Raw genomic sequence first — 14,965 nt, 5'->3', positions numbered from 1 at the left:
CGCGTGAATCAGTGCGGGTCTGGAAGGCCGAGCGCCGGGGCGAGCACGCGCCAGGCCCTCGGCAGTTGGGCCTCGAAGTCGGGCCAGGTGTGCATACCCGTCGGGGCGTAGTCGACGGTGGCCGGGATATTCAGCTCGGCCAGTCGTGCCGCGAAGCGTTCGGTACACGAGCGCGCACCGGCTTCGAGGGCCAGACCCCCGCCCGCCGTCTTCAACGCTTCGCCGAGGTCGGACGCACGCGATACCGCGACGAGGTCGGCATCGGTCGGCAGGCCGGTCGCCGCGGCCAGGTAGATCGAGGTCCCGCGCAGCTGCGCGGCACCGAGCAGGCTGTCGTGCGCACTCCACTCCGGCGATCCGGGTGGGCCCCAGAGGTTTTCGACATTGCCACCGCGCGAGGCTACCGTGATCGTGGTGACGGCCCGACCGAGATCGTCTGCGGTGGAATAACATCCACTCATTCCCGCGACCGCACGGTAACGCCCCGGATTCCGCTGGGCCAGCATCATGGCCGCCTGCGCACCCATGGAAACACCCGCGATCGCCCGCCGCCCATCGGTTTTCAGATACGACTCGATAATCGGCGGCAGCTCGGCGGTGAGAAAGGTTTCCCACCGGTTGACCCCGAGGGTGGCGTCGCGTCGCAACCAGTCGCTGTACATGCTCCCGGTGCCGCCGCTGGTCAACACCACATCGACCGGTTTATCCGCGAAGAACTCCGCCGCACGCCCCTTGGTCAGCCACCCCGAGACCGCCTCGCCGTCGACGCCATCGAGCAGATACAGCAACGGATGCGGTCCGGAACCGCTGCCGCGCAACACATCCACCGTAATGACCCGACGCATGGCGGCCGAGGCGATGGCGAAACGTTCGTGCCGCGGCCCGACCGTCTCGATGCTGATCGTTCCGGTCCGCGTCATGGCCGGATCGACGGCGGGCGGATCCGCGAGTGCGGGCACGGCCGCCAGCGCGGCGATGAGGGCCATCGCCGCCGCGGTGATCGGTGCTCGACGACTCATGGTACGACGGCGGCTCGCTCCGCCTGTCTGGCTGCGGCCCGGTCGCGCTGCTCCTCGAAACGTGTTGCCTTGACGGCCAATTCATCGAGGTATGCGCCGAGCTGGTCGCGGGCGCGTTCGCCGTCGTCGGACAGATCGGTGCGCTCGAAGACATTCCAGGCGCGCAGCACCGGCCGCAACACGACATCCAGATGCTGGCGCAAGTCGTAGATGCCGTTCTTGGCCAGTACCACCGCATTTCGCCGGAAGTTGGGCTGGGTGAGTCCGGGCATCTGGAACCGCGTGACGATATCGGTGACCGCACGCATGGCCTCGTCGGGTGCGAGGTCGAGGGCGGCGGCACTGAGGTTGCGGTAGAAGATCATATGCAGGTTCTCGTCGGCGGCAATCCGTTGCAGCATACGCTCGGCGATGGGCTCATTACAGGCGGCGCCGGTATTTCTGTGACTTATTCTGGTCGCCAGTTCCTGCAATGTTACATATGCGACCGAACGCAGGAACTGCGGCCCCTTCTCCGGCTTCGCGACCCCCGTCGTCATATGCGCCATTCTGGCCTGTTCCAGTACGACCGGATCCACCGCGCGAGTGACCACCAGATAATCGCGCATGACGATCGCGTGGCGGTTTTCCTCCGCGGTCCAGCGCCCGACCCAGGTGCCCCAGACACCGTCCAGTGAGAACGACTCCGAGATCTCCCGGTGATAGGACGGCAGATTGTCCTCGGTGAGCAGGTTGGTCACCATGGCGGTGCACGCGACCTCCGACAGCCGAGATTGTTCCGGATCCCAATCGATGCCGCCCATCGCGGCGAAATTCCGGCCGTCGTCCCACGGCACATAATCGTGCGGGTGCCACGCCTTGGCCTTGCGCAGATGCTCGTCGAGATGACGTTCGGCGACGGGCTCCAGTTCGCGCAAAATGTCGAGATCGGTCAACGCGGTCGTCACACGTGCTCCTTTGTTCTCCCCTGAATCGACGATAAGCGGGGTTGTTCAGGCCGAACGGGTGATTCGTCGATCGTTGGGCGAGGTGACGACAGCTCGACGACCTGACTGGAAACCGTCACAAGCCGGCAGATCGGCGATCCGATAGAGCCCCGGCGCCCGGCCGTCGGCGAGGAGTCGGGCGAGCCGTTCCTGTGCCGAGCCGGCCAGTTCGGGAATCCGAGCGGTCTCACCGGAGGCCACCACCGCGGTCAGCGGTACCTCGGCAGCCTCGCTGACCAGGTCGAGCACCTCCGGAGTGAGCGCGAGCGGTGCCATGGCGGATACCTCGTCGATCGGCACCAGGACCGTGCCGCCCTCATCGGACAGCAGCGACAGTGCCCGGGAACCGAGCGGCATCGCCAGCGCCGCCTGGACCCGGCGCAACTTCCGGCGGGCCGCGGACGGCGCGCCCAGACCGGGTCTTCGCTCGTCCGGATGTGCGGGAATCGCGAGGGCGACGACCTGATAAGACGCGGCGACGCTGATACCGGCGCGCCCGGCCAGCCGTGCGACGCCGTGTCCGCTGAGCAGCGCCGATACCAGAGTCTGCGCGGCAGTCTGCTGTTCCCGGGCGACCTGGCGATGTTCGTCCAGATAGGCCGTGGACGTCGCCGTCGTCACCATTTCCAGCACGCGCACGATCAACCCGGCCGCGGCCGCCACCTGATCGGCATCCTCGTCCGCTGCCTGTTCGGCGAGGAATTCCAGCCCGGCGCGCACACCGTCGTGATAGGCGTCCAGCACAGTTTCCAGCGCCACGCCCTCGCGGGCCCACCGCGCGGCCGATCCGGTGATCACCCCGGGCTGCTCGGCAGCCGGATCCAACCGCGGTTCCAGCACTTGCGCAGCTTCCGCCAAACAGGTGCGCGTGATAGTACCGAGATCTCCGCGCTGCGTGCGCCGGGCCTGAAAAGTCAAATGTTCGACCAGTTTCGATTCCAGGCTCTTGCTGCCCGAACCAGCCTGTTTGCCCACCATGACTGTGAAAGGCTAGTGGCGTTCGGACCAAAATCGCATATCCGGTCCGGTAATTAGGAAAGTCATCACACCGTGCCGACCAGCTTGGGCGAAATCACAAGCAGCGGAGCGATTCTCGGTCCAATATTTCCGGTCATTCGGATGACCGGATATAGTCGGCGAGACCGGGTGCTCCCCGGGACACTGACGCGGGTGCGCCATCCGGTGCGACGGCTGTAACGCCCGGCGACGATCCACCGACGGCACCGGGGACGGCACACCCAGCGGACCGGTGAGCCGCCCCATGGCTAAAGTTGAGTCCCTGTGCTGCGGGTCCTACACCCGATAGCATCGAGCGCCTTGTACCGTTCGGTGAATCCGGACAGTACAAGGCGACTAGTTCGAAGGATGGCACCCCATATGAGCGGCACGCGAGAAAAACTCGAGGAACTCCGGGACATCCTGGAGCTCGCCGAGGAACCCGCCGGCGAGACCGGCATCGCGAAACGCAAGAACAAGGGCATACCGAGTGCGCGCGAGCGCGTGCGCATGCTGCTGGACCAGGGCTCCTTCGTGGAAATGGGCGCGCTGGTGCGACAGCCGGGCAGCACCGACGGCATGTACGGCGACGGTGTGGTGACCGGCCGCGGCTACATCGACGGCCGGCCGGTCGTCGTCATCGCCCACGACCAGACCGTGCACGGCGGATCGGTCGGCGAGATGTTCGGCCGAAAGGTCGCCGCCGCAATGGAATTCGCGCAGGAGAACGCCTGCCCGGTGGTGTCGATCAACGATTCCGGCGGCGCCCGCATCCAGGAGGCGGTGACCTCGCTGGCCTGGTACGCACTGATGTGCCGACGCCAGGAGGATCTGTCCGGCTTCGTGCCGATGGTCGCGGTCATGCTCGGCAAATGCGCGGCCGGTTCGGTCTACGGCCCGGTCAATATGGATGTGCTGGTCGCGACCGAGAAGTCGTACATGTTCGTCACCGGTCCGGAGGTGATCAAGGGCGTGACGGGCGAGGTGGTCAGCGCCGACGATCTCGGTGGCGCCGCCGCCCTGCAGGCCAATGGCACGGTGCACCATGTCGCGGCGGACGAGCAGGCCGCCTTCGACTGGGTCCGCAACTATCTGAGCTACCTGCCGTCGAGCTGCCTCGAACAGGCTCCGGTGGTGAATCCGGGACTGGAGCCCGAAACCACGGCACACGACCTCGAGCTGAACTCGATCATTCCGGATTCCGACCGGTCCGGTTACGACATGCACGAGGTGCTGCTGCGCATCTTCGACGACGGCGATTTCCACGAGATCAGCGCTGGTACCGCCCAGAACCTGATCACCGGATTCGCCAGGGTCGACGGTCGCAGTGTGGGCGTGATCGCCAATCAGCCGCAGGTGCTCGGCGGCGCGCTGGACGGACTGTGCTCGGATAAGGCGGCATATTTCATACGGCTGTGCGACGCCTTCGGCCTGCCGCTGATCTTCGTCGTCGACACCCCGGGTGTGCTGCCCGGTCTCGAAGAGGAGCGCAACGGCGTCATCAAGCGCGGCGGCCGGTTCTTCCGCGCGGTCATCGAGGCCACGGTGCCGATCGTCTCGATCGTGACACGCAAGGCCTACGGCGGCGGCTATGCGGTGATGGGCTGCAAACCGCTGGGCGCGGACCTGGCGCTGGCTTGGCCGACGGCACAGATCGCGGTCATGGGCGCCGAGAGCATGGTCGGCATCATCGGCCGCAGGCAGCTGGAGGCGACCCCGCCCGACCAGCGCGCCACCGTGCGCCAGCAGATGATCGACTTCTACAACGCCACCGTGGCCACTCCGTGGACCGCGGCCGAACGCGGCTACATCGATGCCGTCGTCGAACCGTCGCAGACCCGTCTGGAGATCCGCAGGGCGCTGCGCCTGCTGCGGGAGAAGGGCGCGGTGCAGAAGCACAACCCGCGCAAGCACAGCCTCTTCCCGGTCTAGAGTCGCCGGCCCGTTTGTGCTGTGTCCCGGTTTGTGTTGTGTCACAGCGCAAATGGGTGTCGGTCGTGCGATATCCGATGATCGCTCGCTCGCCGCGCGACCCGATACCGCTGTGCCCTAACGTCATCGGTGCCCGACCCGTGTTCGCCGCACGTCAGCTGGGCACGCGGCGTGCCCACCCTGAGTGTCCCTACCCACTCCGAGTGGGCGCGCCGCACCTCGGCACGAACTAGGCTTGATCCGGACGCGTCCCGTGGTTGCCCCAAATGCGTTCCACCGTGGCCCATTCGGTCTCCCACAACCGGGCCCTGCGCCGATCGAGCGCGCGGCGCAGCAGTGCGTATCCGCAGCCGAAGCAGACCGCGATCCCGAAGACCATGCCGGTGGTGATCAGCAATGCCTTGCTCAGTGCCCGGGTGTCCGACGGCGGCTCGGTGACCTTGCCCGAGCCGTCGAGCCAAATCTTCACCGTGGCACCGACTTTCATCACTCCGGTGGCCTGGTAGTCGCTGGTATGCGTGACACCGTCGGCGTCGCGCCATTGCACCCGAGCCGGGGTGATGGGCGCGTAGAGCGGCGCTTTGCCGACCTCGAGCACGGTCGCGTCGACCTCGTGTAACTGCGCCGCTTCGGCCCGCGCGATGCGGTCTTCGGTCTGGTAGATCCGGCCGCCGACCGCCATCGACAGCAGCGGGGCGATGATCAGGAACAACAGCGTGAGCACCGCGGCGACCACCAGTTGCAGGCGGTCCTCGCGGCGGCGCATCGGATTTCGATCCAGGCCGACCCGGCGGCAGGTGCGGCGGACAACGCTCGGCGACCCGGTTGCTGCGGTCATGACGATGACACCTCGCTCTGGAATTCAGCTGTCAGCCCGTTAAGGGTGTCGAAGAATGTGTCGATGAGATCGGGGAGTCCATCGGTGTCCGAACCCGCGCCCCAGACCTGTAGTGCAGCGATGAGCAGTCCGGTCCCGGCCGCGACGGCTGCCTCCGGACGGTGGTCCACCGCGGGATCGACATCGAGTCTGGCGGCGATGATCCGCACGGATTCGCGCTGCCCCTCGAGTCGGATGCGCTGATAGCCCGCGGCCAGCGTCGGTTCCGCCTCGAAGAGTTGGAACAGCGCCCAGCGCCGGGCCAGGCGCGCTGCCTTCGCACCGGTGTGTTCGGTGGCCAGCCAGTCGTGCAAGGCATTGCGGTAGGCGACCAGCGGCGGCTCGCTCAGGGGGCGACGGCACAGCGCCTCGTTGAACAGGTGCACGTCCTGATCGATTTCACCGAGTACGGCATCCTCGATGGAGGAGAAATGACGACTGAAGGTCCGCCGGGTGACCCCGGCGCGTTCCGCGATGTCCTCGACGGCCACCGAACCCAACCCACGCTCGTTGAGCAGGTCGAATGCGGCGCGCGACATTGCCGCGCGACTGCGGAGTGTACGCAGCCGACGTCCGTCGAGGTCGACCTCGTCGTCGATACCCATATCGGCAGTCTACGCCCTATTGTCCCACCGGGACATTAGTTCGGTGTGATTCGTATCAGGGCTTTCGTGCCAGCCCGGTGACGATGAGCTGCTCCCAGACGGTGAGCTCGCGCCCGGAGCTGCCGACCGACGCTGCGTCATCGGCCGCCACGTCCGGTCGCCACTGCGCCGACGGGACGATATCGGGTTCGAGGACTTCGAGGTCGCCGAAGAGGACGCGAATCTCCTCGGTATCGCGCCAGCGGCCGCGGCCGAAGGTGGCCTGCAGCTTCTGTTCGGCCGCATTGGTCTCCGGATTGTGCCCGGATCGGAAGTGCGTGATCAATACGTGACTGCCGGCAGGAATCTGGTCGTTCCAGAAGCGCACCACAGCAGCCGGATCCTCGTCGTCGTTGAAGTGGTGCAGGATCGAACTGAAGATGACGCCGACGGGCTGGTCGAAATCGATCAGCCGCACAACATCCGGATGGTCGCGGATCGATTTGGGATCGCGAGCGTCGGCCTGGATCACCGTGGTGTTCTTATCGGTGGCCAGCAGCGCGCGACCGTGTGCGAGCACGATCGGATCATTGTCGACGTAGACCACCCGAGCGTCGGCGGCGTGCCGCTTCGCGACCTGATGCACATTGTCGGCCGTCGGCAAGCCGCTGCCGAAGTCGATGAACTGCCACATGCCCGCACGGGCCATATCGCGCACCCCGCGGATCAGCGCCTGCCTGCTGGTGAAGGCGATCGCCACCGAACCAGGCAGGTTCACCTTGAAGTGATCACCGATCTCCTGGTCGACGAGGTAGTTGTCCTTACCGCCGAGCAGATAGTCATAGACCCTGGCGATACTCGGTTTGCTCTGATCGATCTCCCGGTCGAGCCGAGTCGGGGGCGCAGCATCGTCGGTCATGTCAATACCTTCGTCCACGGGACCTGTGCGGTTCCTATCGTATGAGATCCGGCATCACACCGTACGCACTTGACGAACCCGACGTGGCACCGCACCGCGCCGAGTTCGATTGTCCCGCTTATTGTTTTCGGCGCATCACCGCGAATCGCCCAGCGCGGCCGGGTGATCGAGCGTCTCCGGATGCCGTTCGTACAGGGCGCGCAGCAATCCCGGGGTGTACTCCGGTGGCGCGGCGTGCACCGATAGTTGATTGGCCACCGCGCGATACGCGTCGAGGTCGGCGGTCTTGTCCAGATACAGCGCACTGGTGAGTTGCTGCAGATAAACGATGTCGGGGAGATCGGCTTCGGCGAAGCGCAGCATGGTGAACGCACCATCGGCCAACGCCGGACCGCCGACATGATCCGGCAGCACCTGCACGGTGATGTGCGGCTCCTCGGTGATGCGCCGCAAATACTCGAGCTGAGCCCGCCACACCCTCGACCCGCCGATCGGCCGACGCAACGCCGCCTCCTCGACGATCAGCCACAGCTGCGGTGGATGCGGGCGGCGCAAGATCTCTTGACGGCGCAACCGCAGCGCGACCCGCCGCGCGATCGCCTCCGCCGATTCGGCCGGATGCGCCAGGGCCAGCAATACCCGTGCATAGTCGGCGGTCTGCAGCAGCTCGGGTATCGCCCTCGGCTCGTAGCCGCGGATCAGCTTGGCGGCCTGCTCGAGTCCGAGATAGGTGTCGAACCACTTCGGTAGCCAATCACTGTCGCGATGCCACCAGCCCGAGGCGTTGGCTTGGCGAGCGAGCTCCTTGAACTCCTCGCGCTCCTCCGGGTCGGTGACCCCGTAGAGCGTAAGCAGATCGAGTAGATCGCGTTCCCGGAAACCGGTGCGCCCCAATTCGAGCCGGCTGATCTTGGAATGCGAACCGCGGATCGCCTCGCCCGCATCTTCGCGGGAGATGTCACAGGTCTCGCGCAACCGTCGCATCCGGCTGCCGAGCATCATCCGCAGCACGGTCGGTCCACCGTCGGCGGCAGGGTTCTTGCCGGAAAATGAATGTCGCACTTCCGAAGCACGCATTCGATGAGTCTGCCATGAAATAGCCGCAACTCTCTAGAACCAAAATGCCCTATTTCCACAAGTATTCGTACATCTGCAAGTACATTCCCCAATATCTGCGGCCCAGCTTCGGTTCAGCGCAGCAGCACCTCCGCGCTGGCCCGACCGAACAGCTTGCGACCGTCGGAGACCGCGGTGAGCGCGACGGTCGCCGCGCGGCGATCCGGATCCAGCGACTTGACCCGGCCGTGGAATTCGATCTCGCACTGCCGGGTGGCCGAGACCGGGGCGAATCCGGCGAACCGCACACCGTATTCGGTGATCGCGGCCGGATCGCCGAGCCAGTCGGTGAGATAGCTCGCGCCGAGACCCATGGTCAGCAGGCCGTGCGAGACCACACCGGGCAGTCCCGCGGCGATCGCAACATGCTCGCTGAAGTGGATCGGATTCGAATCACCGGATACCCCAGCGTAATTCACCAGATCACCGCGTGAGAGCGGGACGACGCGGGTGGGCAGTTCGGTACCGACCTGCAGCTCGTCGAACTCGATGCCGCACGGCACCCGCACCGGAGGCTCGTCCACACCGCCCTCGGGCAACACCTCGTCGAAGCATTCGACGATGCCGCCATCCAACGCGTGCTCCGGCCGCCGGGTCGCGCCCTGACGTTGGCTCAGCGCCTCACCGCTCATGATGACGCCGTCGACCGCAGTGACCAGTTCGGTGGCGACGTCGGCGCCGGTGTGGGCGACCACGGTGGTGTGCGCGGTCTGCAGCAATTCCTTGTACTGGTTGGTGAGCAGACTCCGGATGACCATGAAGTCCATGTCGCCGAACTGCCGGAACGATTCGACAAAGGTGTCGCAGCGCAGTTGATCACCGGCGACGAGCGGCCGGTGCGCCCGGATACTCTGCTCGGTATGCAGCACCTGGCTGATGTCGTAGCCGGTCAGCACCGAATCGAACATCTTGCGCTGGAGCAGCAGCCAGATGATCGAGGAGAAGGTGGGTGGTGCGACGAGCCCGTCGTAGCCGAGCTCCCACGCCGCCTCTTCGTAATAGTGCGCAGGATGGACGCCGCGAACCGCACGGGCGAATTCGCGGACCTTCTCCCGACCGACCTCGTAATGGTCGGACATCCGATAGTGGCGCCCCACCATCGCTCTAGCTTGTTCAGATCCACTCAAAACCGTCACGTGTCATAAATCGCGACCCGAGTGCCAGTTGCAACACTAATAGCTGATCGCCATAGATCTCTCAACATTCATCGGGCGCCGGCACCCCCTGCAGGCGCTGATCCAGCCAGATCATCGCGTCCGGATAGCCGAGCCCGCCTGCGATGATGTGTTCACCGAGGACGCTGCGATACACCGCCGAGACACCGAGGCCGCACTGCTCCTGGTAGAGGTTGCGCGCACCCTCGGCCGGAATCCAGAATTCCTGCTCACCGTTGTAGATGTAGAGCGGTGTCGCGGACTTCATGCCCGTCATGCGCGTCACGTCGTATATCTCGGTGGCGACCTCGGAATGCAGCGGATCCGGGATCTTGGCGGCGATATCGATGGGCAGCATCAGCAACCCGACCGCACCGAATACACTGCCGCACAAGTCTTTCAGCGGTGACGTCGCCGCCCACTGCGCCAGGTTGTTCATACTGGCCAGGATCTCCGGGCGCTCCCGGCCGACGCCGAAGGTCGCGGCCAGGAAGACCCCCGAGGCGAGGTTGCCGTTCATGCTGCGCCCGAGGATTTCGTAGTCGGCGGGCACACCGCCGAGCGCGGCACCGACGATCGATCCGGCCAATTCCGGGGCGTAGCTGTCGATCAGCTTCACCGCCCCCTTGGTGGCGATGGCGCCACCGGAGTAGCCGGTCATACCGAATCGGCTGTCGCCGAATTCATCTGGGCGCCATCCGCGCACCGCGCGGATGGCATCGAGCACCGCATGTCCGGCGACGTAGGGCTCCGCGTAGGCCATCCACGGTCCCTCGTGATCCGGAATCAGCACCGCGTATCCGCGCAATGCCGCCAATTGCGTTGTGGGCGGAAGGAAGTCGGTGATGCTGGTATTGCGTGACCAACCGTGCGAGAAGGTGTAGCCAGGGGTGCAGTCCCGACCCAGCGCATCGATCGGGAGGTTGTTCACCACGACCGGTCGGCCGCCCGGACCTGGCCATGCGGTGGCCGGAATGATCAATGTCGCAGTGGCATACGAGGCCGCGCCGCGCGAATCGGTGGTGCGGTATTTCAGTAGCAGCGCCTGCCGCGTCGGCACCAACACCAGCGGCGCGGCCGTCGCGCTGACATCGCGCACCTCCACGAGCTCGCCGGGCGCGTAATCGTCCAGATTCGCCGGCCACGCGTCGAAGATCGGATCGCCGATGGCGCTCGGCGCCGAGGCCTGGCGCAGGGCGGCCAGCGCTGGGGACAGGGTGGTGGCCTCCTGCATCGGACCGGACAGGTGCGGCCCGACAGCGATCGGTGGCGGCGGGATGACGCGATCGATCAACTGCTGCAGATCCGGCAATATCGAACCGGTATCGGTCGGGATCGGCAATGCGGGCAGGCCGGGAATAGCGGGCGGCGCCGGTGCGGGCGGCGGTTCGGCCGACGCCTCCCCTATCGCGACCGGACACACCAGCAACAGCACGAAAACGATGACACGCAGGCACTTCATTGGCACACGCCCCAGGGTGCGACGTCGGGTTTCCCTGGCGCCCGGGTTGGTGCCTTCGACCCCCGAAATGCCCCTGAGTGCCGAGGCCAGAAAGTCAGGCTAACCGAGGGAACTCGCGCGGATACCCCGCCGTGCCCGAGTTGTGTGTGTCACGTCGCCGAATCGCAACAATCCGAGCCGAATCCGCTTGTCCAGCAACACGGATCCGGCTCGGTCGTGCTCCGGCATCCGCCGGATCGCACCAGTTTGTTCGTGCTCATTCTCAACAGTTGCTCGGCGCTACCTCCCCTCGGAATCGCGCGTCCAACCAATTCAGCGCCGCCGGAATGCCCAGGACCGCGGCAGTGAGATGGTCGGGTACCGGGATCTGCTCGGACTGCACCCGCGCCCCGGCCGCGCACCAGCGCTTATCGGTATTCACCACCGCATCGACGGGAATGAGTCCGTCGATCGGCGAATGCCATTCGAAGATCGGCGTTTTCGGCACGCCGTCGTAGAGTTCGAGGCTGTTCTCCTCGACCACCGCGCGTGCGGTGGCATCGTTGATCATCGAGGTCGACTTCGCGAAGTCCAGTGCCCCGCGCCCCGCGCCCGCGGCCAGGATGTCATTGGTGCAGCTATTGGCGATCGCAGTCCGTGCGAGGAGGCCGCGCTCGTTGAGTTGGTCGCTGAGCGGGAAGCGGTCGGGATACTCCCGCTCCAGGCCGAGTCCGGCCGCCAGCGCGAGCCCGAAGACCGGATGCGAGTTGAGGCCGAGCGTCTCCAGCATGGTCACCAGATTCATCGGCACACCGCCCATCGCAGCCCCGGCGATCTCCACGTCCGGCGCGTACTCGGGCGCCAGCGCGGCCGCCCATGCGGTAGCCATGCCGCCGCCGGAGTACCCGACCATCGAGACCGGGCTCTTGTGCACCTGCAATTCGGCGACCTGCTTCACCGCCCGGATGCCGTCGAGGGTGATCATGCCGCCCAATTTGGCCGCGCCGTAGGCGAAATTCGGACCGAGGTGGTCCGGCAGCGCGACGCTCCAGCCACGCGAGAGCAGCACATTCCAGCCCGGCGCCTCTCGGACGATGAGGTTCGGATCGCCGGTGTAGAGCACCCGCGATACCGAGCACTCGGCGCCGAGGCCATTGATGATGTGCTGATAGGAGAGCAAGGGGCCGTCAGGAGCGTGTGCCTTCGGAGTGAGCACCGTTGTGGTCGCCGCGATCGGCTGACCTTCGGAGCTGGTGGAACGGAAGCGCACGACGGTGACGGTGGTATCCGGGAAGATCGCCAGCGGGGGCATCACCCGTGTCGCGATCACATCACCGGGTTTCTTATCCGCCAGATCGGGCGGGGTCGCATAGAAGGGGTCGGGATCAGGGGCGGGATACAGGGGTGTGGTGTGGGCGGCGCCTGCCGTCGCCGTCAGCACCATCAGCAGACCGATCGTCATGGCCAGCGACTGTTTTCCGGTCGCTCGAATCATGCCGCGGAGTGCGTAAATCGGTCTACGCAGGGCCTGTCTCATCGACGTATTGCCTCCGGGAGAGAGTTTGGTCCAACGTTGCGAACATAGTCGACTGCGATGGCCGCGAAGGCAAAGGGCAGGCGAAATGTTTTGAGAAATCACAACTCTCGGATGCGCGAACAGTGGTCGGCGGTCCGGCGCCTTCGTGACTGTCTCTGATCGCGAGGTGTCGCGTCTGTGACATGTCCAGCCGATCGACCGGACCATGTTCGACACCATGGTGCGCGACTTACCGTCACACCTATCGACGCGGCGAGTCGGGTCGGAAGGAGACGGTGGCATGGACGGCACTGTGAAAACCGGAGTGGATTCCACCGAGCGAAACTCGGTGTATCCGATGGATATCCAAGATCCACCGACGCGAAGGGTCACCGTCTACTTCGACGGTCCGACCCCCGAGGACGCACTCGTTCTCGAATACGCCGCCACCCGAACCGAGGCGTGGGAATTCACCTCAGCAGCGGTCAACGCCGGACTCACCGTGACGGTCGACAGCAAGGTGCGACCGGGATTGCGCCGACTGCCGTGCCGCTCGCTGTGGCACTGACCGTGGCTGCGGCGTCACTGCCATAAACCGTCATTGCTGTAAAACACTGGGCTGCCACATCCCGGTATGGCTGTTGCGCCGCCGCACGATGACTACTCTCGGATGGTGGACACCATGCGGGAGGATCGACGTTGACCCAGCGGAATACCGAATGGGCACGATGGGGTGCCGCGCTGCTGTGCTGCGGCGCGCTGGTCCCGGCCGTCGCGGCGTGCGGCACCGACGAGACACCGTCGGCCGTAGCGACAACCACCACGACGCCCACGGCCGCGCCCGTATCCACCACCCCCCTTGCCGCGCTGCCGAGCGTCGACCCCTACGCAGGTATGCCGCTGATCGACCACACCAGCTGGACCGAGGGCGTCGACGGTGCTCGCCTGCTGGTCTACCCCACCGAGGCCGGGCGGCGCGAGGCCTTCCCCGGTACCGAGGAACGGGCGTGGCAGGAGGTGCTCACGGACTCCCCCGACGCCGATACGCCCGGTATGCGCGACCAGTTCGTCTGTCACTGGGCCTGGGCCCGCATGGTGCAGCCGAACAAGGAGAGCTGGAATCTGGAACCCTGGCGTCCGGCCGTGGGCTATCAGGCCACCGTCCAGGCATCGTGTAATCCCGGAGGACCCGAACGCTGACCATCGGCGATCTGCAAGCGATCGCTACTCTGAAAGGACCCCATATGCGCGTCGTCATCGCAGGTGGACACGGGAAGATCGCGCTACTGCTCGGCGAAATACTCACCAGGCGCGGCGACGAGGTCGAGAGCCTGATCCGCAATGCCGACCATGCGGACGAGGTCGCGGCCACCGGCGCACGACCGGTCGTCTTCGATCTCGAACACAGCACGGTGGCCGAACTCGCCGCCGTCGTAAAGGGGTCCGATGCGGTGATTTTCGCCGCGGGCGCCGGTGCGGGCAGCGGAACGGCCCGCAAGTACACGGTGGACAAGGGCGGTTCGGTGCTATTGGCCGATGCCGCCGAGGCGGCCGGTGTCCGGCGGTTCGTGCAGATCTCCACGATGGGCGCGGGTAAGCCGCCCGCCCCCGGCACCGATGAGGTCTGGGCCGCCTATATCGACGCCAAGACCCAGGCCGAGGACGATCTGCGCGCCCGCGATCTCGAGTGGACGATCCTGCGCCCCGGCCGGCTGCTCGATACCGCCGCGACCGACCGCGTCTTGCTGAGCACGCCACCACTGCCCTACGGCAGCATCTCCCGGGCCGATGTCGCCGCCGTCCTCGCCGAAATTCTGCATGCGGCACAGGCCACGCACACCACTTTGGAGCTCGTCGCAGGCGACATTTCGGTAACGCGCGCGGTCTCCGATATCGGTAGCCAGTCGGTCGCCGAAGGCGGTGCCGCACTTACCGATTGATATTTTTCGCCGCTAGATTGGAGAACATGCCGTGTTCAGCCGTATCACTTCCCTGAAGCTGCGACCCGGATCCCGCGGTGAATTCCTCGATGTGGTCAGTCGCAGCGCCGCCGCATCGGTGCGCGAGGAACCCGGTTGCCTGCGATTCGATGTGTGCGCCGACCGGGTTGATCCGCACCGGTTTTTCCTCTACCAGGTCTATATCGACGAGGAGGCCGCCGAAGCACACCGTTTCACCGAGCATTTCCTGGCCTGGCGCTGCGCGGCCGACCGATATGTGGAGCCCGGCACTCAAGTTCACTACAGCACCGATGTCGTGATCAATGCGAAATGATCGCGCCGAATTAGCCCCGCGTCCGCACCGGTTCGCGGATGATTAGCAGGCGCGAAAACCCAACTGCGAACGCACAATCGATCGTGCAGATGTGCTTGCATATGAAAGGCACACCGACCTAAACTCAGTCCCGCAAGGCACACAGGGGATA

15 protein-coding genes are annotated in these 14,965 nt (G+C 65.6%); 5 read left to right on the top strand and 10 right to left on the bottom strand.

The features are described 5' to 3' along the window. Window positions 1-8 precede the first annotated feature (8 nt). Genes ON44_RS43160 through ON44_RS43150 form a run of 3 tightly spaced genes read right to left on the bottom strand, consistent with a single transcriptional unit; the run spans window position 9 to window position 2,983 of the window. On the bottom strand, window positions 9-1,019 hold the full coding sequence (locus ON44_RS43160) for an alpha/beta hydrolase (protein WP_040700948.1): 1,011 nt from the start codon (window positions 1,017-1,019) through the stop codon (window positions 9-11). After that, complete coding sequence (locus tag ON44_RS43155) at window positions 1,016-1,966, bottom strand: acyl-ACP desaturase (RefSeq protein ID WP_040700947.1); 951 nt, start codon at window positions 1,964-1,966, stop codon at window positions 1,016-1,018. The genes ON44_RS43160 and ON44_RS43155 overlap by 4 nt, the downstream gene beginning before the upstream one ends. A 45-nt stretch (window positions 1,967-2,011) precedes the next feature. Further along, complete coding sequence (locus tag ON44_RS43150) at window positions 2,012-2,983, bottom strand: RsbRD N-terminal domain-containing protein (RefSeq protein WP_040700945.1); 972 nt, start codon at window positions 2,981-2,983, stop codon at window positions 2,012-2,014. Between the two features lie 399 nt (window positions 2,984-3,382). Here ON44_RS43150 and ON44_RS43145 point away from each other — a divergent pair, with 399 nt between their 5' ends. Continuing rightward, the gene (locus ON44_RS43145; RefSeq protein ID WP_040700944.1) at window positions 3,383-4,933 is read left to right on the top strand and encodes an acyl-CoA carboxylase subunit beta; all 1,551 of its coding nucleotides are present in this window, start codon (window positions 3,383-3,385) and stop codon (window positions 4,931-4,933) included. A 229-nt stretch (window positions 4,934-5,162) separates the two neighbouring features. On the opposite strand, the gene ON44_RS43140 is transcribed toward ON44_RS43145, so the two are convergent. The 7 genes from ON44_RS43140 to ON44_RS43110 all read right to left on the bottom strand — a co-directional run bounded on the left by ON44_RS43140 (window position 5,163) and on the right by ON44_RS43110 (window position 12,519). After that, window positions 5,163-5,771, bottom strand: coding sequence for an Rv1733c family protein (locus ON44_RS43140; protein WP_040700942.1), 609 nt, complete (start codon window positions 5,769-5,771; stop codon window positions 5,163-5,165). After that, window positions 5,768-6,415 (bottom strand): TetR/AcrR family transcriptional regulator, encoded by a 648-nt coding sequence (locus ON44_RS43135; RefSeq protein ID WP_063721725.1) that lies wholly within the window; start codon window positions 6,413-6,415, stop codon window positions 5,768-5,770. Before ON44_RS43135 ends, ON44_RS43140 begins: the two co-directional genes overlap by 4 nt. Before the next feature lie 55 nt (window positions 6,416-6,470). Further along, window positions 6,471-7,313 (bottom strand): SAM-dependent methyltransferase, encoded by an 843-nt coding sequence (locus tag ON44_RS43130; RefSeq protein ID WP_040701011.1) that lies wholly within the window; start codon window positions 7,311-7,313, stop codon window positions 6,471-6,473. A 135-nt stretch (window positions 7,314-7,448) separates the two neighbouring features. Then, a complete protein-coding gene (locus ON44_RS43125) occupies window positions 7,449-8,390 on the bottom strand; it encodes a Sco1979 family transcriptional regulator (protein WP_040700941.1) in 942 nt (313 codons plus the stop codon). A gap of 113 nt (window positions 8,391-8,503) precedes the next feature. Beyond that, a complete protein-coding gene (locus ON44_RS43120) occupies window positions 8,504-9,529 on the bottom strand; it encodes a fused (3R)-hydroxyacyl-ACP dehydratase subunits HadA/HadB (protein WP_051183318.1) in 1,026 nt (341 codons plus the stop codon). Window positions 9,530-9,626: 97 nt separating this feature from the next. Then, window positions 9,627-11,045, bottom strand: a complete 1,419-nt coding sequence (locus ON44_RS43115) for a lipase family protein (protein ID WP_040700939.1) — start codon at window positions 11,043-11,045, stop codon at window positions 9,627-9,629. 262 nt (window positions 11,046-11,307) lie between these two features. Further along, complete coding sequence (locus ON44_RS43110; RefSeq protein ID WP_444543902.1) at window positions 11,308-12,519, bottom strand: lipase family protein; 1,212 nt, start codon at window positions 12,517-12,519, stop codon at window positions 11,308-11,310. Window positions 12,520-12,841: 322 nt separating this feature from the next. On the opposite strand from ON44_RS43110, the gene ON44_RS43105 reads away from it, so the two are divergent. The 4 genes from ON44_RS43105 to ON44_RS43090 all read left to right on the top strand — a co-directional run bounded on the left by ON44_RS43105 (window position 12,842) and on the right by ON44_RS43090 (window position 14,814). Beyond that, on the top strand, window positions 12,842-13,108 hold the full coding sequence (locus tag ON44_RS43105) for a hypothetical protein (protein ID WP_245567552.1): 267 nt from the start codon (window positions 12,842-12,844) through the stop codon (window positions 13,106-13,108). 131 nt (window positions 13,109-13,239) lie between these two features. Further along, a complete protein-coding gene (locus ON44_RS43100; protein WP_051183317.1) occupies window positions 13,240-13,740 on the top strand; it encodes a DUF2599 domain-containing protein in 501 nt (166 codons plus the stop codon). 44 nt (window positions 13,741-13,784) lie between these two features. Further along, complete coding sequence (locus ON44_RS43095; RefSeq protein WP_040700938.1) at window positions 13,785-14,480, top strand: SDR family oxidoreductase; 696 nt, start codon at window positions 13,785-13,787, stop codon at window positions 14,478-14,480. 31 nt (window positions 14,481-14,511) lie between these two features. Further along, window positions 14,512-14,814, top strand: coding sequence for a putative quinol monooxygenase (locus tag ON44_RS43090; RefSeq protein ID WP_040700936.1), 303 nt, complete (start codon window positions 14,512-14,514; stop codon window positions 14,812-14,814). The last annotated feature ends 151 nt before the right edge of the window (window positions 14,815-14,965 follow it).

This window comes from Nocardia vinacea NBRC 16497 (assembly GCF_000308835.1).
GTDB classification, from domain to species: domain Bacteria; phylum Actinomycetota; class Actinomycetes; order Mycobacteriales; family Mycobacteriaceae; genus Nocardia; species Nocardia vinacea.
Note: the sequence above shows the minus strand (reverse complement) of the source record. Positions and strands in the feature narration are given on the sequence as shown.

Coding starts and splice junctions, on each gene's coding strand:
- ON44_RS43160 (WP_040700948.1), bottom strand. CDS start 1,019: ATGAGTCGTCGAGCACCGATCACCGCGGCGGCGATGGCCCTCATCGCC.
- ON44_RS43150 (WP_040700945.1), bottom strand. CDS start 2,983: ATGGTGGGCAAACAGGCTGGTTCGGGCAGCAAGAGCCTGGAATCGAAA.
- ON44_RS43145 (WP_040700944.1), top strand. CDS start 3,383: ATGAGCGGCACGCGAGAAAAACTCGAGGAACTCCGGGACATCCTGGAG.
- ON44_RS43140 (WP_040700942.1), bottom strand. CDS start 5,771: ATGACCGCAGCAACCGGGTCGCCGAGCGTTGTCCGCCGCACCTGCCGC.
- ON44_RS43135 (WP_063721725.1), bottom strand. CDS start 6,415: ATGGGTATCGACGACGAGGTCGACCTCGACGGACGTCGGCTGCGTACA.
- ON44_RS43130 (WP_040701011.1), bottom strand. CDS start 7,313: ATGACCGACGATGCTGCGCCCCCGACTCGGCTCGACCGGGAGATCGAT.
- ON44_RS43125 (WP_040700941.1), bottom strand. CDS start 8,390: ATGCGTGCTTCGGAAGTGCGACATTCATTTTCCGGCAAGAACCCTGCC.
- ON44_RS43120 (WP_051183318.1), bottom strand. CDS start 9,529: ATGGTGGGGCGCCACTATCGGATGTCCGACCATTACGAGGTCGGTCGG.
- ON44_RS43115 (WP_040700939.1), bottom strand. CDS start 11,045: ATGAAGTGCCTGCGTGTCATCGTTTTCGTGCTGTTGCTGGTGTGTCCG.
- ON44_RS43110 (WP_444543902.1), bottom strand. CDS start 12,519: ATGATTCGAGCGACCGGAAAACAGTCGCTGGCCATGACGATCGGTCTG.
- ON44_RS43105 (WP_245567552.1), top strand. CDS start 12,842: ATGGACGGCACTGTGAAAACCGGAGTGGATTCCACCGAGCGAAACTCG.
- ON44_RS43095 (WP_040700938.1), top strand. CDS start 13,785: ATGCGCGTCGTCATCGCAGGTGGACACGGGAAGATCGCGCTACTGCTC.